The following is a 20,911-nucleotide window of genomic DNA, read 5'->3' on the forward strand; positions in this document are numbered from 1 at the left end:
ACGGCCCTTCAGGCTGTGCTATTCGATCAGTGGTGCCCGCCGCCGTGCTTGGTCAGGTCGGGCATGCCGTGGGCCAGGTCCACGCCCGGACCGGGCTCGCTGGCCGCGACGGCCACCCGCTCGGCCGGCACCCGCGCGGCCCGGCCCATCGCCTGCCGTACGGCCTCGATCTGGCCGTCGGAAAGGACCGCGCCGAAGTACCGCACGGTCAGCCCGGCGGGCTGCACCGTGGTGACGTAGCTGTTCAGCGAGTCGGACAGCACGCCCTCGGCGTCCTCGGCCGCCTGCGCCTGGGCCGGGGTGACCCCGGCAGCCGGGACGACCGCGAACGTCAGGTGGTGCACCAGCACCGGCCGCGCCGTGTAGAACCCGACGGTGGCGGGCTGGTGGTCGCGCATGAACCGGTCCGCGTCGCCCGCCGAGGCGCCCTCGGGCAGTACCAGCGTCAACTCCGGCACCACCGTCTCCAGCAGCCCCTTGTCGAACACCGCGAACGTCGCGTCGGTCAGCTCGCCGTACCCGTCCCGCTTCGCCGCGGCGCGCAGGTCGCGGGCGATCTGGCGCCGGTCGGCGCCCTTGACCGGGTGGATACCGATGGCCGCCCGCAGGCGCAGCATCGGGCCGTCATAACTCGTCGTGGCGAGCTCGTCACCGGCGTCGTCGTTGACCGGCCCGGCCGCCACGGCGGGGGCCGGCGTGGCGCTCCAGCCACCCCAGCCGCCCAGCGCGGCCGCACCGCACAGGATCAGCGCGACGGCCAGGCACCAGCGCAGGCCGGTGTCCCGCTTCCGGCGGTCCATCAGGTGCCCAGCGGGTAGCTGGGGGCGTACGTCGCGGGCCACGTCGCATCCGCGTCGTACTTCGGGGCGTCCATCTTGATCGGGTCGTTTGCGTTGATGTCGCCCACCGCAAACTGGATCATCATGTCGTCGTCCTCGTGGATGAGGTTGTGACAGTGCATCATGTACCGGCCACCGGCGTTGCCGGGACCCGTGGTGAACTGCATGAGCACGCTGACCGTCTCGTTCTCGCCGAGGTAGAAGACGTCCTTGCCGCCGCCCTCCCAGGCGTGTGCCTGGCGGTTGGCGGTGGTGTTCCGGGCGATGATCTTGGCGTCGATCAGGTGGATGTGCAGCGGGTGGAACCAGCCGCCCGACTCGTTGACCAGGTCCCAGATCTCGACGTCGTACGGCTTCGGGTTGGCGAAGACCCGCTGGAAGTTGGTCTTCTCGATGTCGTCCCAGGTCTCGCCGTTGATGGTCCAGACGCCGTGCTTGCGCTCCAGGCGCATGGAGCGGCGCGCCTTGGCCATGGCGGGGGTCAGCTTGTTGACGTCGATCGCGCCGAGGTTCGCGTACGGCTGCGGGCCGAGGTCCAGCACCGTGGGGATCTTGTACGTGTCCGCCGGGCCGGAGTCCGCGACGACCTCGAACTGCATGACCTTGCCGGTGTTGGCGAAGTCGACGTTGTTCTTGTTGCTGAGGTTCCGCAGCTCGATCTTCTGGCCGGGCTTGTACTTCCGGAAGTCGATCAGCACCTCGTAGCGCTCGGCGGCGCCGTGCCGCCACGACGTCACGGCGTTGACCTTCGGGGTCATGCCGGCGTCGGTCCCGACGACATGGAACGCGTCACCGGTGCTCAGCGCGAACCGGAACGACCGGGAGATGCTGGCCACCAGCACCCGGAAGCGGTAGACGCGCGGCTTGACCTTCATCTTGGGCCACGGAACCCCGTTCACCAGGATCACGTCGCCCATGAAACCGGCGTTGTCCTCGCCGTCGAAGGCCACCGAGCCGTCGGCCTTGAACGCCATGTCGCTGACGATCAGCGGCACGTCGAACTCGCCCTGCGGCAACTGCGCCTGCTCGTACTTGTCGTGCAGGTGGTACATCGCCGCCAGGCCGGCGAACACGTTCTGGGCGGTGGTGCGGTGGTTGTGGTCGTGGTACCAGAGCGTGCGCGCCTGCTGCCAGTTCGGGTACTGGTAGACCTTGCAGTGGCCCGGGCGGGTCTGGTCGTTGGCGTAGCCGTCGTACTGCGGCAGCGACGCGGAGCCGTGCAGGTGGGTGACGGTGCTGAACTCGCGGCCGTGCAGCGGGTTCACGGTCAGCTTGTTCGCGATCCGCACCTCGGTACGGGTGCCCTGCTGCACCTTCAGGGTGGGGCCGGGGAAGATCCCGTTGTACCCGGCGATCTTCGTGGTCAGGCCGGGGACGATGCTGGCCGTGCCGACCTTCTGGGTGAGCGCGTACCGGGCGAACGGGCCCTTGGCGTCGACACCCTGCGCGTAGGGCAGGAGCACCGGCGGACGCCGGAACATGTTCGTGTACGGCGTGGGCCTGTTCTTCGCCGCGAGCGCGCTGGAGGCGGCGACAACCTCACCGCCGGAGGCCGCCACGATCAGACCGCCACCGCCGATGGCGAGTGCGCCCTTGAGCAGACCGCGGCGGGTCAGCTTTGAGTCAGTCATCCGCATTCTCCGCCTTCCACGTACCAGGTGGGCGAGAAGCTAGCGGCGGGCGCTGAGGTGTCCCGGTGGAAATCCTGTCGCCGGCACCGGGAGTGGCCGAAAGGACACACAGCAGAACCTCAGCCGCGGCTGGATAAGACCTCAGGATCCGGCCGGGACGGGAGCGAAAGGCTCAGGATCCCCGGGGACTCACCGATCGATGCATCCTGCAGAGGAGGTCATTCAGGCGATGCGGGTCACGGTGCTGGGACCACTGACGGTCGCCGACGGCGACGGCGTCGTGCTGCCCGCCGGTGAGCTGCCCCGCCGCGCCCGTCAGGTGCTGGCGGTGCTGTCCGCCCGGCACGACCGCATCCAGTCGAAGGACGCCCTGGCCGACGCGGTGTGGGGCAACGACCTGCCCGGCAACCACGTCGCCACGCTGGAACACTACGTGTCGATGATCCGGCGGCGGCTGCAGCCCGGGAGCAATGCGGCGTCGTGGTTCATCGTGACCCGGGGCAGCGGCTACCTGTTCGACACCGGCCGCGCCGAACTCGACCTCGCCGAGCTGCGTACCCGGATCCGCGGCCTCGACGACCTCCCGCCGGAGGGCTCCGAGCGGCTGGCCGCGCACGGCCAGATCCTCGCCCTGGCCCGCCAGCTGCCGTTCCCGGAGGACCCGTACGCCGACTGGGCCGAGCCGGCCCGCACCGAGGTCCAGTTCGCGGCGGTGAACGCGCTGCTGGCACTCGCCGCGGCCGCGCTGCCCGACGACCCCGCGCGCTCCCTGCGCCTGGCCCAGGAGGCGGTCGGGCTCAGCCCGTTCCTGGAATCGGGCTACCAGGCCGCCATGTCCGCGGCCGTGGCCATGGACCGGCCCGACGAGGCCCTGCGGATCTTCGACCGGTGCCGCCGGGTCCTCAACGAGGAGCTGGGGGTGCCGCCATCGGCCGAACTGGTCCGGCTGCAGGCCGCCGCCCTGGCGCACCGCCTCCCCCGCCCCGCCGAGGCCCAGCCCGCACCGACGCCACCCCCGACCGAGCCGGCCGTTTCCGCGCGGCCGGCCACCCCCCAGACCTCCGAGCTGGACCGGGCCGCCGTCGCACTGGGCGGCTTCGTGGGCCGCCAGCCGCTGCTGGACGTGCTGTTCGAACCGGCGGCCCCGCTGATGATGCACGTCGTCGGGCCGGTCGGCGCGGGCAAGTCGGCCTTCCTTACCGAGCTGGCCCGGCGCGCCCCCGGACGGGTCGGCATCGGGCACGCGGGATCGCTGGCCGGGGTGTTCCGGCTGGCGTGGCTGCGCGCCGCCCTGATCGACCTCGGCGCCGGCCCCGACGTCCTTGCGGCCGTCGACGGCGCCCGGCCGGACCGGGCGCTCGGCCCGGAGGACCTGGAGCTGATCGGTACGGTGTTCGACCGTCCCGAGCGGGTGTTCCTGGCCGTGGACGACGCGGCGGACCTGGACGCCGCGGGCGTCGCCGAACTCGCCTGGCTCAGCCGGCACTGCCCGCAGCTGCGCGTGGTGCTGACGTACCGCTACCCGTCGCAGGTCGTCGACCGGCCGCTGGCGGCCCTCGACACGGCGGTGGTGCTGCGGCTCGGCCCGCTCACCCACGCCGAACTCGCGCCCCTGGGCGACGAGCGGGTGGCCGAACGCAGCGGCGGGATCCCCGCTCTCGTGCCGGTCGCGACCCGGCCGCCGGAGATCGCCTGCGCGGTCGCGATGCAGATCGCCCGGCAGCGCACCCGGTGGATGCGCGAGCCCGCCTGGGACGTGCTGCGCCTGTGCGCCGTGCTCGGCCCGCTCAGCGCCGCCGACCTGGCCCCGCTGACCGGCCGGCCCGTGCCGGAGGTGCTGACCGCCATCGACGACCTGGTGCACGCGCACCTGCTCAGCGACGGCCCCGGCGGCACGGTGCAGCACCGCAGCTCGCTGGTCCGCGACGCCATCCGGGAACAGGTGTCGCAGGCCTCCAGCGCGCACCTGCGGGAAAAGCTGGCGGCGGCCTCCTGAGCAGGAGACCGCCGCCGCTGGTGTTGCTGTTTCGCTCAGCCCGTCAGTTGGTCACGCTGACCGCGAAGCCGAGCTGGCGGCCGCCGGTCGTCGAGACGAAGCTGACCGTACGCACCGTGCCCGGGTTCGGGCCGGTCACCCGCAGGCTGAACGCCCCGGTCGCGTCCACGTTCGCCGTGCCGATGACCCGGCCGGTGAGCGTGCTGCCCAGCACCACGGAGACCCGCTGGCCCGCGAGGATGCTGCTGCTGCCCGAGATCCGCCACTCGTTGTTGCCGGTGCGGTAGCGCACCGCCAGCCCCGAGAACGTCTCCGGCTGCGGCGTGACCACGACCCGGTCGGTGCTCACCCCGGCCGCGTTGCGGACCGTCAGCTCCAGCACCACGGGGGCGTTGTTGTAGACGTACGTCGCGTTCGGGCCCGGAGCCGCGGGCAGCGCCTGCACCGGGTAGGTGAACGACGGCTTCGCGGACGTCGCGCCGGCCAGCGTCACCGCCGGGCCGGACACCTGGGTCCACGAGTAGGTCTCGGCCGCGGTCGACTTCGAGCCGTCGAGGGTGACCGCGCGGCCCCGCAGGATGCTCTGGTCGACACCGGCGTCGGCCTTCGGCGCGACCACATCGGTCACGTCGACCGATGTGGTCGCCTGGCCGGTACCGCCCGGCCCCTCGACGACGACCTTGAACTCGTACCGGCCCGGTGCCGTCGGCGCGAACGTCGCGAGCGAGGTCGCCGCATTCGTCAGCGTGACGGCCGTACCGGCGGTCTGCGTCCAGGTGTACTTGGTGATCTCACCGGCCGAGCCGGTGGCGTCCAGGCGCACGGTCTGGTTGACCAGAGCCGGGGTGTCGGCGGTCGCCGCGGCCACCGGGGCGGTCGGCAGGAACTCCCCACCGGTGCTGACCAGCGGAACGGTGGTGGAACCACCCGCGGCGGAGGTGACCGTGATCGCGGCCGGCGGGGCCGCGACGTTGCTGAACGGCGTCGCGGTGACCGGACCGAACCCGGCGACCGACAGGGCCGGGTTGGCCTGCTTGTCGCTGGAGCTGGCCACCACCGTGAGCTGCTGCGTGTCCGCGTCGTACGCGGCCGTGGCCGTCACGACGTCGACCAGGGCCCGCGTCTTGTGCGTCGTCGGACGGTCGCTGACGTTGACCACCTCGACCTTCGGGTCCGCCGGCAGCGTCCCGGTGAGCGGGAACCGGCCGTAGTAGCGGCCGTTGTCGCCCCGCAGCTTGGTGTTGTGGAAGCCCAGCGCCGGGTCGGCCTGGATCTCGATGACCTGGCCCGGCTCGCTGCTGGCGAACACCTCTACCGTGCCGGTGCCGTTCGCGGCCCGGGTGTAGGTGGCCTGGTCGATGTCGACGCCCGCGTTGGTCGCGTAGCGGCCCTGGACACTGAACAGGTCCGAGAAGCCGACCTGACCGAGCACCGCACCCGTGCTGGGGTCCAGCTGCTCGATGCGCACGAAGTTGGTGTTGTACGGGCTACCGACGACCTTGTGGTCGACGCCCGGGTCGCCGGTGTACCCGGCGGGCGCGGCGGGGGCCACGGCCGGGTCCCACTTCAGGAACGGACCGATCCGGCTGTTGAAGGCCGAACCGAACGCGAGCGGGGCGGCACCGATGTCCTCGGTCATGTTCACCCCGCGGTCGTCGGCGACGATGTCGTCGATCCCGTACGGGTGGGTGATGCGGAAGCGCTGGCCCGCGGTGGCGTCGAAGCGGATCCGGACCCGGCCGAAGACCATCTGGTCACCGTCGATCGGCTCCTCGCGGGCGAACGCGGCTTCGAGGTTCATGCCGATGACCGCGCGCACGCCGTTGGTCAGAGTGACCTCGGAGCCGGCGAGCTGGTAGAAGGACTCACCGGGGAAGTTGTCCGGGAAGGACACCGGTGCGTCCGGGTCCGGCATCTCGTCGGCCGGGCCCGGGCAGAGCAGGTCGGCCGGGTCGGTGCACAGCTCCAGCCGGACGTTGTTGCTGTCGCGGTACCAGGCCGGGAAGCCGTGGTCGGCGATCGGGCCGACCTGCGTGAGCTTGCCGGACCGGGGGGCGCTCGGGGTGACGACCACCGCGGCCGCGGTACCGGCCAGCGGCGCCAACACCGCCGCGATCACGCCCAGCGTGACCGGCAGGCGGGCCAATGTCTTCTTCATGGAACTCCTCAGCAGTTTCCGGGTCCGCCGACGATGGCCGAACGGCCCGTGGCAGCGGTCTCGTCCGGCTGAGGTTCGGTTGAGGTTGCGCTGAGGTCCGGCTGAGGTTGACGGTGATCTTCCGGCCAGGGGTGGACGCTCCGGGAATTCTCCCGAGGGCCAAGTCGCCTATAACGCCACTGCCAGCTATCTACCGCCGGAAGGCCGCATACCGCTAAAACCGCGTACTGCTCGGAAGCGTCGGATTTCCCATCTTTCCCACCTAGGGTGGACTAGGACTCGGAACCGCGCCCGATCGATCCGGGCGCCGTGAGGGGCTACGCGTGAAGCTGGCGGATCTGCGAAGCGACAGCGGCGCTCTCACCCGCCGCTGGTGGCGGGTTGGGATTCTGCTGCTCGCGGTGCTGATCATCCTGATCGCCGGCGTCGCCGAGCTGCTGGCCCCACCGCACCTCATGCTGTTCGGCCTCGTCGTGGTCGGGCCGGTGCTGGCGGCCGCGACCGCCCGGCCGTGGGCGGTGGCCGCCGTCGGCGTCCTCGCGCTGCTGGTGGGCTGGGGCACCTCGACCTGGAACGGGTCGGGCGGGAGCCTCAACCAGTCGCTGCGCCTCTGGGTGATCACGGGCATGGTCCTGATCAGCGTCGCGGTCGCATACCGTCAACAGATCCTGGAACGCCACGCCATCCGGGCCGCCGAAGACGAGTCCATGCTTGCCGGAATCGTCGAATCGTCCGAAGACGCGATCATGAGTACGGACCCGCACGGCACGATCATGACGTGGAATGAGAGCGCCACGCGCCTGTACGGCTGGACGGCGGAGGAAGCCATCGGACGCAGCATCGCCATCACCAATCCGCCCGAGCATATGCGTGCCGTTCGGCCGATCCTGGAGAGGCTCGCCGCCGGCGAGAGCGCCGTGTCCATGGAGTCGCCGCGGATCCGCAAGGACGGCACCCTCATCAACGTCTCGGTCACCGCATCACCGGTGCGGGACCGGCACGGCACGGTGATCGGCGCCGCGGGGATCGAACGTGACGTCACCGAGCAGCTCGGCGCCGAGCGGCGCCGTCAACAGATCCTCGAACGCTCCGCCCGCGCCGAACGCCTCGAAAGCCTCGGCCAGCTCGCCGGCGGCATCGCCCACGACTTCAACAACCTGCTCGCCATCAACCTCAACTACCTCGAATTCGCCCTCGAACAAACCACCGACCCCGACATCCACAACGACCTCGCCCGCGCCAAAGCCAGCGCCGAACGCGCCCGCGACCTCACCCGCCAACTCCTCGTCTTCGCCGGCAAAGTCCCCACCACCGCCCACACCCACGACCTCAACACCATCATCACCGACAACCACACCCTGCTCGAGCGCGCCATCGGCACCACCAACGAACTCATCACCCACCTCCACCCCCACCCCCTACCCATCCACGCCGACCGCAGCCGCCTCGAACAGGTCCTGCTCAACCTCACCATCAACGCCCGCGACGCCATGCCCGACGGCGGAATGATCATCATCGAAACCGGCACCACCACCCCCGACGACAACCCCCACCCCCACGCCCACCTCAACATCACCGACACCGGCACCGGCATGCCCCCCGACGTCGCCACCCACGTCTTCGAACCCTTCTTCACCACCAAAACCAAACACCACGGCACCGGCCTCGGCCTCGCCACCGTCTACGGCATCATCACCGAAGCCGGCGGCACCATCACCCTCACCACCGAACCCGGCGTCGGCACCACCTTCCGCATCCTCCTACCCCTGAGCACCACCAACGCCACCACCCACCCCACCCCCACCACCAAAGCCCCACCCGGCCACGGCCAACACATCCTCGTCGTCGACGACGACCCCGACGTCCGCCAGGCCACCACCCGCATCCTGCAACGCCACGGCTACCACACCACCGCCGCCGCCGACGGCTACACCGCCCTCGAACACCTCAAACAACACCCCTACGACCTCCTCCTCACCGACATCGTCATGCCCGGCATGTCCGGCTACCAACTCGCCGAAACCGCCCTCCGCGACCACCCCACCACCCTGATCATGCTCATCTCCGGGTCCAGTGAGGACACCTCCTCGACCCGGCGCCTGCGCACCGACGGGGTCCCGATGATCTACAAGCCGTTCACCGCCGAGGAACTGCTGCAGGCCGTCCACGAATGCACCCAAGCGACCGCCGGCACCACGCCGGCCGCGACCTAGCGTCCGGCCTCCGTCCATTCCGGAGGGTCAGACCGGGCGGGCCACCGCGGCGAACGGCGAGAGCGTGAACCAACCGGGCAACGACCGGCGCAGGGCGGCGGGCCCCTGGATCTCCACGTCACCCGCCCGCAACGCGGCGGACCAGCTCAGGTCGCCCCGCCACACCCGCACCAGGCTGCGCAGGTCGGCGGTCACCGTGACGGCCACCGGGTGGCCCGGGTCGCCGTCGCAGACATCCACATCGTCCGGGGTGATGACGAGCCACCAGTCGCGCGATTGCGGCCGCGCATGGGGGAACCGGAACTGCACTACCGTCCGGCCGTCCGGGACGGCCTCCTGGTCGACGTGCCGGTGCATGTCCCACAGCAGCAGCTTGGGGTCGAGGTCCTCGTCGCCCAGCTCACCGATCCAGCGGGTACCCCAGGCGCCGAGCGCCTCCACCACCGGACGCAACTCGCGCCCCGCGGGAGTCAGCACGTACCGGACGTCGCCGCCGTCCGCGCGGCGTTCCACCACACCGGCCTTGACCAGCTGCTGTAGCCGCCGCGACAGCAGGGTGGGCGACATCCGCGGCAGCCCGCGCCGCAGCTCGTTGAAACGCTCCGAGCCCGACACGAGCTCCCGGACGACGAGCAGCGTCCAGCGCTCGTCGAGCAACTCCATCGCCTTGGCGACCGGGCAGAACTGCCGGTACGGAGACCCCATGCCGAAAGGCTAGGGGTGGCGACGCCCCCCGGTACAGATTTCGTACTAGTTCGGGGGACGCCGGATTCCTAATGTCGGTTCCGGTCGCAGGGACCGACGAGGGGGAGAAGAGATGAACACGCAGACGATCGCGCCGGCGCCCACCACCGCGGAGGCCGACCGTACGTTGAAGGCCAAGCACCGGGCCATGTGGGCCCTGGGCGACTATCACCGGGTGGCCGCCGAGCTGGTCGGCGACCTGGGCGCCGTGCTGGTGGACGCCTGCGCGGTGCGCCCGGGCGACCGGGTGCTGGACGTGGCCGCCGGGTCCGGCAGCGCCGCGATCCGCGCGGCACTGGCCGGGGGGCGGGTGATCGCCAGCGACCTGACGCCGGAGCTGTTCGAGCCCGGGCAGGCGTGGGCCGCCCAGCACGGCGCCGAGCTCACCTGGGCGCAGGCGGACGCGGAGAACCTGCCGTATCCCGACGGGGACTTCGACACCGTGCTGTCGTGTCTCGGGGTGATGTTCGCCCCGCACCACCGCAGCGCCGCGGACGAACTCGCCCGCGTGTGCCGCCCCGGCGGGACCGTCGGGGTGCTGAACTGGACGCCGGAGGGGTTCATCGGCCAGATGTTCGCGACGATGAAGCCGTACGCGCCGCCGCCCCCGCCGGGCGCCCAGCCGCCGCCGCTGTGGGGCAGCGAGGAGCACGTCCGGGGGCTGCTCGGTGATCACCTCGACGGGCTCACGGCGCGCCGTGGGTCGCTGCGGGTCGACCGGTTCGCCGAGCCGGCGGCGTTCGTCGAGTACTTCAAGGCCAACTACGGGCCCACGATCGCGGTGTACCGGTCGATCGCCGGTGAGCCGGAGTCGGTGGCCGCGCTCGACCGGGCCCTGACCGAACTGGCCTACCGGTTCCTGCGCGACGGCGTCATGGAGTGGGAGTACCTGCTGGTCACCGGCCGCCGCCGCTGACCTCCTCGGCCTCGGTGAACGGCCCGTCGGTCGCGGTGCTGGCCCCGACTTTCTGCCGCGATCAGCCTGCGTGGTAGTCCGTGAGGATCTCGCGGAACTGCTTGGCGGTCTCGTCCAGGCCCCGCTGGACGCCGACCTTGCCCTGCAGGATGCGGCCGAGCGTGGTCTCGAACGGGGTGTACAGCTCGCCGCCCTTGGCGACCGCGGGCCGGGCCCGGGCGATCTCCAGCACCGGCTGGAACCCGGCGATGGTGGGGTTCCGCTTGACCTCCGCGGTGTACGCCGAGGCGCGGGTGGGCAGGGTGCCGTTCTTGACCGCGACGGTGGCCTGGCTGGCCGCCGAGTTCATGAACCGGATGAAGGCGTGCGCCGCGGCCGAGTTCTGGCTCTTGGCGTACACGACCAGGTTCTGGCCGCCGGTGGGCGCGCCCGCCGTGCCGGAGCCGCCGGCCGGTACGGGGGCGATGCCGAGGTTGCTCTTGTCCTTGAACGCCGGGCCGGAGTAGTCGTCCGGCACGGACCACGGTCCGTTGATCACCATGGCGACCTTGCCCTCCTTGAAGGCGGACTGCATGCCGCCGTACAGGTCGGCGTAGTTCGGCGCGACGGCCGCGCCGGAGGCGATCAGGTCCTGGGCGGTGCGGATGGCGGCGGTGACCTTCGGCGAGTTCACGGTGATCTTCTTGTTGTCGGCGTCGACCCAGTCGGTGCCCTCGCCGTACAGGAACGGCAGGAAGAAGTACGCGGCGCTGTTGAGGTAGAGGCCGTCGGCGCCGGTCTTGGCCTTGATGGCCTTGCCGGCCGCCTTGAGCTCCGCCCAGGTGCGCGGCGGGTTCGCGACGCCGGCCTTCTTGAACAGCGCCTTGTTGTACAGCAGGCCGAGCGTGTCGGTGACCTGTGGGGCGCCGTAGACGTGGTCCTTGTAGACGGTGGTGTCCAGCGGGCCGGGCAGGAAGTCGGGTTGGTCCTCAAGGGCGGGGGTGCCGTCCAGAGGTGCGATGGCGCTCGCGTTGACCAGCGCCGGGATGGCGCCGCCGTCGATCCGCAGCACGTCCGGGACGTCCTTGCCGGCGCCGGCGGCGGCGATGAACTTGCTCTGCGCCTCGTTGAAGTCGACGTAGACGTGGTTGACCTTCACCGCGGGGTACTTGGCCTGGAAGGCGGAGATCAGCTGGTCGTACACCGGGCCTTCGGCCTTGGCGTCGGCGGTGTCCCAGTACGTGAGGGTGCCCGACACCTCGGTGGCCCGCATCGCGGCCTGCTGGTTGGCGACCTCGCCGACGGAGGTGCACGCGGTCAGCGTGAGTCCGAGTACCCCCACGGCGGCGACCGCCGACAATCCCGTACGACGCATGGTGCCCACCTGTCTTTCCAGCCGGATTCCCCGCACCGGGGCCCGGCGCTCGCCGATGTACAGCGCTCCATCGGGCCCCGACGCCGGGACATGACAGACCTGCCACCAATGTGAGATTTTCCATGATTTCGCACTTGACTAACCCGGAGGTGACCACTGGCCGATCGGCGGAACGTGGCGCCCAACCCGGCGCGGGCCGCCACCGCCGGTCGTCCCGGCTGACCCGTGCTGCCGGGCGATCTGGAACGAGGGCCCATGAAGATCGACGCCGTCAAGCCGCCGCACCGCATTCCCACCCGGCTCGTCACGAGGTGGTTCGCCAACCGCCGGCTGGCCACCAAGATCATGCTCGCGGTGGGTTCGGTGGCCCTGGCCGCGGTGCTGGTCAGCATCTTCGCGATGACCCGGATGGCCCACCTGAGCAACAGCCTGGACCGGATGCGCTCGGTCAACGTGGCGGGCCAGGAGCGCCTCGACACCGTCCGGAAGGGCGTCCAGCTCGCCAACGGTGACCTCGCGGCGTACCTGGCCGCGCGCGGCATCGACGCCAAGGCGCAGGTCGTCGGCCAGGCCAAGCAGGACGGGGCCGACCTGGACAAGGCGCTGGCCTCGTACCGGGCCGGCATCCGCTCCGACGATCCACGGCAGGTGGAGATCGCCAAGTTCACCCAGGCCTGGACGGACTACCAGAAGGTCCGCGACAACTGGGTCTTCAAGTCCACCGGCACCCCGGGCCCGTCGGTGATCCTGCAGTTCCGGCAGAACGCCGACCGGATGGGCGACGCCCTGAGCGCCCTGATCGGCAGTGAGCGGGCCAGCGCCGACGCGGCCGCCGACAAGGGCCGCAGCGAGTATCACACCGCGCTGACCGTCACCATCGTGCTGACCCTGGCCGCGCTGCTGCTGGGCCTGGCGCTGTCGTTGCTGATCGCCCGCCCGATGGTCCGCCAGCTTCGCGAGGTCGCCACGGCCCTGGAGGCGACCGCCGAAGGCGACTACACGCACACGCCGCAGGTGCACAGCAACGACGAGCTCGGCCAGATGGCCTCCGCGATGCAGCGCGCCTCGGAAGCCCTGCGCGCCGCCATGGGCACCATCTCCACCAGCGTCCACAGTGTGGCGAACCACGCCAGCACGCTGACCGAGACCAGCATGTCGATCCGCGAACTGTCCCGCGAGGGATCCGCCCAGGCGTCCACGGTGGCGCAGACCGCCGAGGACGTCTCGCGCAACCTGCAGATGGTCGCGGCCGGCAGCGAGGAGATGGGCGCCTCCATCCGGGAGATCGCGGGCAGCGCGAACGAGGGTGCCCAGGTCGCCGCGCAGGCGGTCGAGGTGGCCGAGTCCGCGGGCCAGACCATCGCCAGCCTGGGCGCCTCCTCCGCCGAGATCGGCAGCGTGATCGCCACGATCACCTCGATCGCGGCGCAGACCAACCTGCTGGCGCTGAACGCGACCATCGAAGCCGCCCGGGCGGGCGAGTCCGGCAAGGGCTTCGCCGTGGTCGCCGGTGAGGTCAAGGACCTCGCCCAGGAGACCGCCAAGGCCACCGAGGACATCTCGCGCCGGGTGGAGGCCATCCAGAGCGACACGGAACGCGCGGTCGCGGCCATCGCCGAGATCAGCGAGATCATCAGCCGGGTCAACGGCCTGCAGGCCACCATCGCCTCGGCGGTGGAGGAGCAGAGCGCCACCACCAACGAGATGAACCGCAGCGTCGGCTACGCCGCGGCCGGCGGCGCCACGATCGCGGGCAACGTCGACGGCCTCGCCGGTGCCGCCGAGGCCACCGCCCGGGGTGTCGAGGACAGCCAGGTGGCCGCGGCCCAGCTGGCCGATCTCACCAAGGAACTGGACGCGATGATCGGCCGCTTCCGCTTCTGATCGGTACGCCTGACCTCGGTTGAGACCGCCGACGAGAGGTCCGTGGGCGTACTGCTACCGGTGGATCCGCGCCACTCTGATCTCGGTGGACAGCGCGGGGGCGCCGTCGACCGGTGCCGGGTCGTCCGGGGTCGGCGCCACTCCCCCGGCCGCCACCCGGTCGAGCGTGTCCAGGCCCGCCGGATCGACGGTGCCGAAGATGGTGTAGTTCGGCCGAAGCGCGGAATCCGCGTAGACCAGGAAGAACTGGCTGCCGTTGGTGTCCGGGCCGGCGTTGGCCATCGCCAGCACGCCGCGCGCGTAGACGCGGCGGGCACCGGTCGGATCGGTCGGGGCCGGCGGCAGGTCGGTGGGCAGTTCGTCCTGGTAGCGATAGCCCGGTCCGCCCTCTCCCGTCCCGGTCGGGTCACCGCACTGCAACACCTTGAGCGTCGGGTACGCGGTGAGCCGGTGGCAGTGGGTCCGGTCGTAGAACCGATGACGGGTCAGGTGCAGGAAGCTCAGCACCGTGCAGGGCGCCTGGGCGCGGTCGAGCACCAACGGGATCGGTCCGAGGTTGGTCCGCAGGACGACATGGACGGTCCCCCGGCTCGGCGTACGCCGGGGGTCGGGGGGCAGCGGCACCGGCCGGGCGGCCGGGTCGTCCGGCGTCGGTGTGAACGCGCACGGACCGCCGGTGGGTTCCGTCGGGTCGGCGCCGTTCGCGGCCGCCGGGGACGCTCCGGCGAGGCTGGACCCGGCGATGACCAACGCGGCGAGCACCTGGCTGAGCGGCCGCATGCGGCGACGCGGACGATTGCGGACCACTTCGTCCTCCTTGGGCTTGGCTGACACCAGCCCTCGGTTTAATCGAAGTTCATGGATCGGTCAAGGGCGGCTCACCGCGCCCGGGCGGCGGCCACGTCGGCGGGCCGCTCGGCGTCGTCCCAGCCGAACAGGCCGCGCACGAAACGCCAGCCGCCCTCGACCACGTCACCGGCGTCGGTGACGACCCGGTCGGCGGTCAGCATCCACTCCCCGAGCAGCGACGCGGCGCGGTCCATCGTGCGCCGGGCCTGCTCGAAGTCGTCCGGGTCGGCGCGCAGCTCCCACATCCGCAGCGCCTGCTGCCAGGCGTGCGCGCGGGTGACGTTGACCAGCACGCGCTGGCTCCAGTCGTCCAGCGGCCCGACGAGCTTGTCCAGTTCGAGCTGCCAGGCGTCCGAGAAGCCCCGTCGCAACGGCTGGATCTCGTCGTAGAAGATGTAGTTGACCAGCAGGTAGTCCGGTTCGATCCGGTCGCCGTCGGGCGCGCCGAGCTGGTCCCAGGTGGAGATCAGCGCGAGCGCCAGGTCGTGGTTGATGTGCGCGTTGACCCCGAGGATCGCGGCGACGAGCTGGCTCACCTCAAGGTCGTGCGCACGCTTGAACAGCACCTCCCAGACGTCGGGGGTGTCCTCGTCGTCGCAGTTCCACAGGTCCAGCGCGGCGAAGTAGCGCTTGGCGAACTCGACGTCGAGCAGTTCGAGGAACTCCGGGGAGGTGGCATCGGTGCGCAGCGCCCCGTCGACGCGGCGGGTGATGGTCAGGTAGAGGTCGTTGAAGGCGGACACCCGGTTGTTGGCGGGGCTCGGGGGCAGGTCGTCGAGGATGCCCTGCACCGTCTCCAGCTTGGAGATCACGCCGGCGATCCCGGTCGGCGGCTCGTGCAGCGCCTCGGTCATCCGCAGCCGTAACGGCTCCCAGCCGCGCCCCGCCGGGATGGGCAGGTCCGACAGCGTACGCCGCCTTTCCCGGAGCATGTCTGCGCTGCTGCGGGCCAAGTCCCGATCGAAGGAAATCACGATTGCCAGCCTGCCGATTGCCGGGGCGCCGCACCACTGTGATGTCGGAAAAAGGTCGAGTGAAGCTCACACTTCTCGGACGAAAGAGGCCGGAAGACCCTGCGCGACACGGCGTGCGGTCGGCCACGATGACGGAAGCCACCGTACCGATAACCGGCGAAAGCGCGCGAAGGGGGCGAAACCGCTTGGCCCGCCGTCCGCACCGGCCGCCCGCGCTGATCAACCGTGCGGTCCTGGCCGTGCTGCGCTCGACCCGGCTGCACCGGCTGCTCGACGCGGAACTGTGCGAGCTGCGGTACCGCACCGCCGACGGCACCCGTACCGTCGCCCTGCCGGTGCTGTACGCGGCCGACGGCGACCGGTACGTGGTGCTCGTCGGCGACGCCCCGGACAAGAAGTGGTGGCGGCATTTCCGCCGGGAGGCGCCGGTCGAACTGCGCCGTGGCGGGCTGGTCCGCAACGGCAGCGGCCGGATCCTGCCCCACGACGACCCGGCGTACGCGGCGGCGGTCCGGACCCACCAGGACAGGCATCACGTACCGGTGGTGGGCACCGACGAGGTGCTGCTGATCGAGGCGGGCGCGGGCTGAGCCGCCCCGACAAGATCAAGATGCGGCGAGGAAGTGGCGGCGACCGGACGGAGGTCGCCGCCACTTCAGGCTGTGCCGCTCAGCGCAGCGGCAGCTCGAACCAGCTCGGTCCGGTCACCGTCACGCTCGCGTTCCGTGAGTTGGTGCCCTGGTAGAGCGGGTCCTTCGTGTCGACGACCAGCGAGAGGTAGTGCCCGGACGGCACGTCCCACGCGGTCAGTGGCAGCCGCAGGTCCAGCGTGATCGGCTCGCCCGGCTTGGCATCCACCCAGCTGATGGGCGCCTGCGTGATCAGCGCTCCCCGGCCGACGGCGTTGACGTCGTACAGATACGCCACGACGGTGCCGTTCGCCGCGCTGGGCCGCACGGTCAGGTGCATCCGGGGCATGCCGCGGATCGGCGTGGCGCGCAGCCAGTCGGTGCTCCACACCACGCCCCGGCGCCGGTCCACCGCGGGCAGCCAGGCGTGCGGCGTACGGCCGGTCAGCCCCTCGACGGTGTTGGAAAGGATCACGACCCCGGAGTCCGCGACCGTGTCACCCGCGGTCGAGATCCGCTCGGACCAGTTCCCGGTGATCTCGTTGGTGCTCATCGGGCCGCTGCCGGTCCACCGCTTGTCGCCGAGGTGGTAGCGGGTGGTGGAACCGGTCACGTGCGCCCAGTCCGGGTACTGCTCCACCTTGCCGTGTGCGTTGCGGACCTGCAGCACCAGCGCGTCATCGGTGTCGATGCCGTTGTCGACGCCGTTGAGGTAGTGGCCGAACCAGCGGTGGGTGCTGGTCCACACGTGGTTGGGCAGCCCGGCGAGGCCGCTCATCTCGGGTATGGCGTGGTCGCCCGGGGCGTACTCCAGGCGCTTGGGCCCGTGGTAGGCGTTGAAGAAGTCGACGTGCTGGTTGGGGCCGAACACGCTGTCCCCGTACGCTTGGGCCATCATGATCGCGGGGCGGTTCCGCTGGAGCTGGGCGAGGTAGGTCATCGCGGAGCGTTTGGCGCCGTACTCGATGAGGGCGGGGACGTTGCGCCCGGCGAAGAAGTCGTCCGCGATCGCCTTGAATTCGTCGCTGAGGCGACCGACGATCCGGCCGACGGTCAGCAGCAGCCAGGTGGACTGGACATGCCGCGTCTGGTCGGCGTACAGCGACTGCACCAGGTCGGTCCAGCCGGACATCATGACCACGCTCCTGATGCGCGGGTCGTTGGCGGCGGCCAGCAGGCTGATGCCACTGCCGTAGGAGACCCCGCCGAAGCCGATGCGCGTGGGGTCGGTCGGGGTGTTGGCGATGAGCCAGTCGACGACGACCTTGGCGTCGTCGATGTCCTTCGGGCCGGCCACGTCGATCTTGCCGCCCGAGAACCAGAAGCCGCGCGTGGTGTACGACAGGACGACGAACCCGTCCTGCGCGAACTTCGTCGCCTGAACGAGGTATTCGGCGTCGCTGAGCCCCCAGCTGGCAGCGAACACGATCGCGGGGTGGTTGTTGCCGATCACCGGGGTCATCACGTTGGCTTTGAGGACGACGCCGTCGGATGCGGTGATGTCGACGAGCCGCAGCGCGGGACGCGCCGAGGCGACGGTGCTGGTGGCGGTGGTGGTGGCGACCGCCGCCGTTGCCGGGCCGCCGACGATCAGGAACATCACGGCGGCGAGCGAGGTCAGGATTCTGCGCAGCGTCATGCCGGGCCTCACAGGAACGGAGCCACACCCCGGTCAGGGGTGGGCTGGGGGTGTCCGGCGGCGCCTACCGGGCGGATGTTACCGTACGGTAACCGAGATGTTTCGCGTGACACAAGACATTGACAGTTGTCAATTTTTATGCCTCGCGATTTCGCCCTGGACGGATGACGCGTCCGCGCTCCGGTGCTGCGATTCTCGCGACGTCACACCACATCTGTGCGACGATCGGAGAGCCGGATGCCAGCCCAGGCACAGCTGCAGGAACTCATCCACGACCTGACGCAGGGCAGTGGCCCCGTACTCGAGACCCTGGCAAAGATGAACGCCGACACGATGCTGCAGGGCGGCCTCGACGAGCGGACCGCGGTCATGTCGCGGTTCGCCGCCCTCATCGCGCTGGACGCTTCACCCGCCTCCTACCTGGTCCACCTCGGGATGGCCGACCAGCTCGGGATCGCACCGGAGGACATCCGGGGCGTGCTCATCGAACTGGCGCCCGTGGTGGGCAGCGCCCGCATCGTCTCCGCGGCCGCCAACATCGAGCGAGCGATCCAGCTCGCGTCCGGGTGAGCGCCGCTGGGCGGCGCGCACAGCGAGGGGAACACACACCATGGCTGATCCGATCAGCGACTTCTTCGAGGACCTGAGCCAACGCAAGCACGACCCCAGACTGAGCCACGTCACGGCGACGGTTCGTTTCGACATCGTCGACGGTCGGCAGACCGACTCCTGGCGGCTCGTCGTGCGGGACGGACAGCTCGAGGTGGAACCCGGTGACGGCGCCGCCGACGCCACCGTCACCGCCGAACGGACCGTCTTCGAGGGCCTCGTCAGCGGCACGGTCAATGCGATGGCGGCCCTGCTGCGCGGCGAACTCCTCCTGGAAGGAAACGCGAACCTCATCGTGTCGGTCCAGCGGCTCTTCCCCGGGCCACCCGGCGGGCGCTCACCACGGACGATCCCCGCGAAGGCGGGTGCCTCCTCATGACCGACGACGTACGGATCCTGGACGGCAACCACTTCGTCGTCAGCGACGGCCGCGGCGACATCGAGGCCTCACCGACCGACCCCGACGGCTTCTTCGCCAACGACACCCGGTACCTGTCGACCTGGGTGCTCACGGTCGACGGCCACCAGCTCTCCGCGCTGTCCGTCGACGACCTGCAGTACTTCGAGACGCGCTTCTTCCTCGTCGTGGGCACCGGCACGGTGTATGTCGACGCCAAGGTCTCGGTGATCCGGCACCGCACCATCAGCGACGGCTTCCAGGAGCGGGTCAGCGTGCTGAACCACGCCGACGAGCCCGCCAAGCTGACCCTCAAGATCGCCGCCGGCAGCGACTTCGCGGACCTGTTCGAGGTGAAGGACGCCCTGAAGAAGAAGGGCACGTACCGCACCGAGGTGGAGGGCAACCGTCTGGTGCTGCACTACGAGCGCGGTCCCTTCCACCGGGGTACCGAGATCACCACCAGCGAGCCCGCGCAGATCACCCAGGACGGACTCACCTACGAGATCGAGGTGCAGCCGCACGACGAGTGGTCCACGGAACTGCGCGCCAACCCGCTGATGACCCACCGGAACGGCAACCCGATCGTCGCGAACGGCAAACACCGCGAACCTCGGGACCTGCACATGGACCTGCAGGAGTGGATCGCGCGGGCGCCGAAGCTGGAATGCGACTGGGAGCCCTTGAAGGTCACCTACCGGCGCAGCATCGTCGACCTGGCCGCGCTGCGCTTCGCGCCCGCGATCGCGGGACGGCACAGCCTGCCCGCCGCGGGCCTGCCGTGGTTCATGACGATGTTCGGCCGCGACAGCATCTTCACCAGCCTGCAGGCGCTGCCGTTCGTCCCCGAACTGGCGGAGACCACGCTGCGGGTGCTGGGCCGGTGGCAGGGCACCCGGGTCGACGACTTCCGCGACGAGGACCCGGGCCGGATCCTGCACGAGATGCGCTACGGCGAGCTGAGCGCGTTCGAGGAACGGCCGCACACGCCGTACTACGGCAGCGCCGACGCCACCCCGCTGTACGTGGTCCTGCTCGACGAGTACGAGCGGTGGTCCGGCGACACCAACCTCGTCCGGGACCTGGAGTACGAGGCCCGCGCCGCACTGGACTGGATCGACCAGTACGCCGACCTGATGGACAACGGCTACATCTCGTACGAGCGGCGCAACAAGGACACCGGCCTGGAGAACCAGTGCTGGAAGGACTCGTGGGACTCCATCGCCTACCGCGACGGCCGGATCCCCGGCTTCCCGCGGGCGACCGCGGAACTGCAGGGCTACGCGTACGACGCGAAGGTGCGCGGAGCGCGGCTGGCCCGGCTGGTCTGGCACGACAACGCGTACGCCGACCGCCTGGAACGGGAGGCCGCCGACCTGAAGCGCCGCTTCAACCGGGACTTCTGGGTCGCCGACGGCGACTACTTCGCGCTGGCCCTCGACGCGGACGGCAGCCGGGTCGACGCGCTCGCCTCCAACGTCGGCCACCTGCTGTGGAGCGGGATCGTCGAACAGGAGCGGGCACAGTCGATCGCCAAGCACCTGCTCGGGCCCCGGCTGTTCAGCGGCTGGGGAGTGCGGACCATGGCCGAGGGCGAGCACCGGTACAACCCCATCGGCTACCACGTCGGAACGGTGTGGCCGTTCGACAGCTCCATCATCGCGTGGGGCCTGCGCCGCTACGGCTTCAAGGAGGAGGCCGCCCGGGTCGCGGACGGCATCCTGGAGGCCGCGGAGTTCTTCAACGGCCGGCTGCCCGAGGCGTTCGGCGGCTACGAGCGCGCGCTGACGAAGTACCCGGTGCAGTACCCGACCGCCTGCAGCCCGCAAGCCTGGTCGTCGGGTGCGCCGTTGCTGCTGCTGCGTACGATGCTGGGCCTCGAACCGCTGGGTGAGCACCTGGTGGTGGACCCGGCGCTGCCCGAAGGGGTGGGCCGGGTGGAGTTGCTCGACATCCCCGGCAGGTGGGGACGCCTGGACGCGTTCGGCCGGGGCCGGGTGGCCCGCGCGCCCTCGTCCGTCAAGAAGGACGCCACGGAGTCCGAGCGGGCGGACGCGAGCGCACCCTGACGAAATGCCG

At 70.6% G+C, this 20,911-nt stretch carries 16 protein-coding genes; 8 read left to right on the forward strand and 8 right to left on the reverse strand.

Features of this window, described 5'->3' with window-relative positions; translation table 11 throughout:
• Positions 1–26: 26 nt before the first annotated feature.
• A complete protein-coding gene (locus EV385_RS05565) occupies positions 27–842 on the reverse strand; it encodes a hypothetical protein (RefSeq protein WP_207229760.1) in 816 nt (271 codons plus the stop codon).
• On the reverse strand, positions 800–2,470 hold the full coding sequence (locus tag EV385_RS05570) for a multicopper oxidase family protein (RefSeq protein ID WP_130508476.1): 1,671 nt from the start codon (positions 2,468–2,470) through the stop codon (positions 800–802). Before EV385_RS05570 ends, EV385_RS05565 begins: the two co-directional genes overlap by 43 nt.
• A 199-nt stretch (positions 2,471–2,669) precedes the next feature.
• Between EV385_RS05570 and EV385_RS05575 the strand changes: the two genes are divergently transcribed.
• Complete coding sequence (locus EV385_RS05575) at positions 2,670–4,466, forward strand: AfsR/SARP family transcriptional regulator (RefSeq protein ID WP_130508477.1); 1,797 nt, start codon at positions 2,670–2,672, stop codon at positions 4,464–4,466.
• A gap of 43 nt (positions 4,467–4,509) precedes the next feature.
• Here the strand turns inward: EV385_RS05575 and EV385_RS05580 are convergent, their stop codons facing one another.
• Entirely contained in the window at positions 4,510–6,624 is a 2,115-nt protein-coding gene (locus EV385_RS05580) for a PKD domain-containing protein (protein ID WP_130508478.1), read from the reverse strand.
• Between the two features lie 323 nt (positions 6,625–6,947).
• On the opposite strand from EV385_RS05580, the gene EV385_RS05585 reads away from it, so the two are divergent.
• Positions 6,948–8,837 carry a hybrid sensor histidine kinase/response regulator gene (locus tag EV385_RS05585; protein ID WP_130508479.1) on the forward strand — a complete coding sequence of 630 codons (1,890 nt, stop codon included), beginning with the start codon at positions 6,948–6,950 and terminating at the stop codon, positions 8,835–8,837.
• 27 nt (positions 8,838–8,864) lie between these two features.
• Here EV385_RS05585 and EV385_RS05590 read toward each other — a convergent pair whose 3' ends face one another.
• Complete coding sequence (locus tag EV385_RS05590) at positions 8,865–9,542, reverse strand: winged helix-turn-helix transcriptional regulator (protein ID WP_130508480.1); 678 nt, start codon at positions 9,540–9,542, stop codon at positions 8,865–8,867.
• Between the two features lie 112 nt (positions 9,543–9,654).
• Here EV385_RS05590 and EV385_RS05595 point away from each other — a divergent pair, with 112 nt between their 5' ends.
• Entirely contained in the window at positions 9,655–10,497 is an 843-nt protein-coding gene (locus EV385_RS05595) for a class I SAM-dependent methyltransferase (RefSeq protein WP_130508481.1), read from the forward strand.
• 61 nt (positions 10,498–10,558) lie between these two features.
• Here the strand turns inward: EV385_RS05595 and EV385_RS05600 are convergent, their stop codons facing one another.
• Positions 10,559–11,851: an extracellular solute-binding protein gene (locus EV385_RS05600; protein WP_130508482.1), complete on the reverse strand. Its 1,293-nt coding sequence runs from the start codon at positions 11,849–11,851 to the stop codon at positions 10,559–10,561.
• A gap of 255 nt (positions 11,852–12,106) precedes the next feature.
• Here EV385_RS05600 and EV385_RS05605 point away from each other — a divergent pair, with 255 nt between their 5' ends.
• A complete protein-coding gene (locus tag EV385_RS05605) occupies positions 12,107–13,735 on the forward strand; it encodes a methyl-accepting chemotaxis protein (RefSeq protein WP_130508483.1) in 1,629 nt (542 codons plus the stop codon).
• A 54-nt stretch (positions 13,736–13,789) separates the two neighbouring features.
• On the opposite strand, the gene EV385_RS05610 is transcribed toward EV385_RS05605, so the two are convergent.
• Positions 13,790–14,515, reverse strand: coding sequence for a peptidylprolyl isomerase (locus tag EV385_RS05610; RefSeq protein ID WP_130513099.1), 726 nt, complete (start codon positions 14,513–14,515; stop codon positions 13,790–13,792).
• A gap of 98 nt (positions 14,516–14,613) precedes the next feature.
• On the reverse strand, positions 14,614–15,558 hold the full coding sequence (locus EV385_RS05615) for a DUF5995 family protein (protein ID WP_207229761.1): 945 nt from the start codon (positions 15,556–15,558) through the stop codon (positions 14,614–14,616).
• Positions 15,559–15,743: 185 nt separating this feature from the next.
• Between EV385_RS05615 and EV385_RS05620 the strand changes: the two genes are divergently transcribed.
• The gene (locus EV385_RS05620) at positions 15,744–16,148 is read left to right on the forward strand and encodes a hypothetical protein (RefSeq protein ID WP_130508484.1); all 405 of its coding nucleotides are present in this window, start codon (positions 15,744–15,746) and stop codon (positions 16,146–16,148) included.
• A gap of 79 nt (positions 16,149–16,227) precedes the next feature.
• Here EV385_RS05620 and EV385_RS05625 read toward each other — a convergent pair whose 3' ends face one another.
• A complete protein-coding gene (locus tag EV385_RS05625) occupies positions 16,228–17,826 on the reverse strand; it encodes a CocE/NonD family hydrolase (RefSeq protein WP_242624724.1) in 1,599 nt (532 codons plus the stop codon).
• Positions 17,827–18,063: 237 nt separating this feature from the next.
• Between EV385_RS05625 and EV385_RS05630 the strand changes: the two genes are divergently transcribed.
• Genes EV385_RS05630 through EV385_RS05640 form a run of 3 tightly spaced genes read left to right on the forward strand, consistent with a single transcriptional unit; the run spans position 18,064 to position 20,901 of the window.
• Positions 18,064–18,396 carry a carboxymuconolactone decarboxylase family protein gene (locus EV385_RS05630; RefSeq protein ID WP_130508485.1) on the forward strand — a complete coding sequence of 111 codons (333 nt, stop codon included), beginning with the start codon at positions 18,064–18,066 and terminating at the stop codon, positions 18,394–18,396.
• 40 nt (positions 18,397–18,436) lie between these two features.
• Positions 18,437–18,814 carry an SCP2 sterol-binding domain-containing protein gene (locus tag EV385_RS05635; protein WP_130508486.1) on the forward strand — a complete coding sequence of 126 codons (378 nt, stop codon included), beginning with the start codon at positions 18,437–18,439 and terminating at the stop codon, positions 18,812–18,814.
• On the forward strand, positions 18,811–20,901 hold the full coding sequence (locus tag EV385_RS05640; protein WP_130508487.1) for an amylo-alpha-1,6-glucosidase: 2,091 nt from the start codon (positions 18,811–18,813) through the stop codon (positions 20,899–20,901). Before EV385_RS05635 ends, EV385_RS05640 begins: the two co-directional genes overlap by 4 nt.
• Positions 20,902–20,911 lie beyond the last annotated feature (10 nt).

The organism is Krasilnikovia cinnamomea (assembly GCF_004217545.1).
GTDB classification, from domain to species: Bacteria; Actinomycetota; Actinomycetes; order Mycobacteriales; family Micromonosporaceae; genus Actinoplanes; species Actinoplanes cinnamomeus.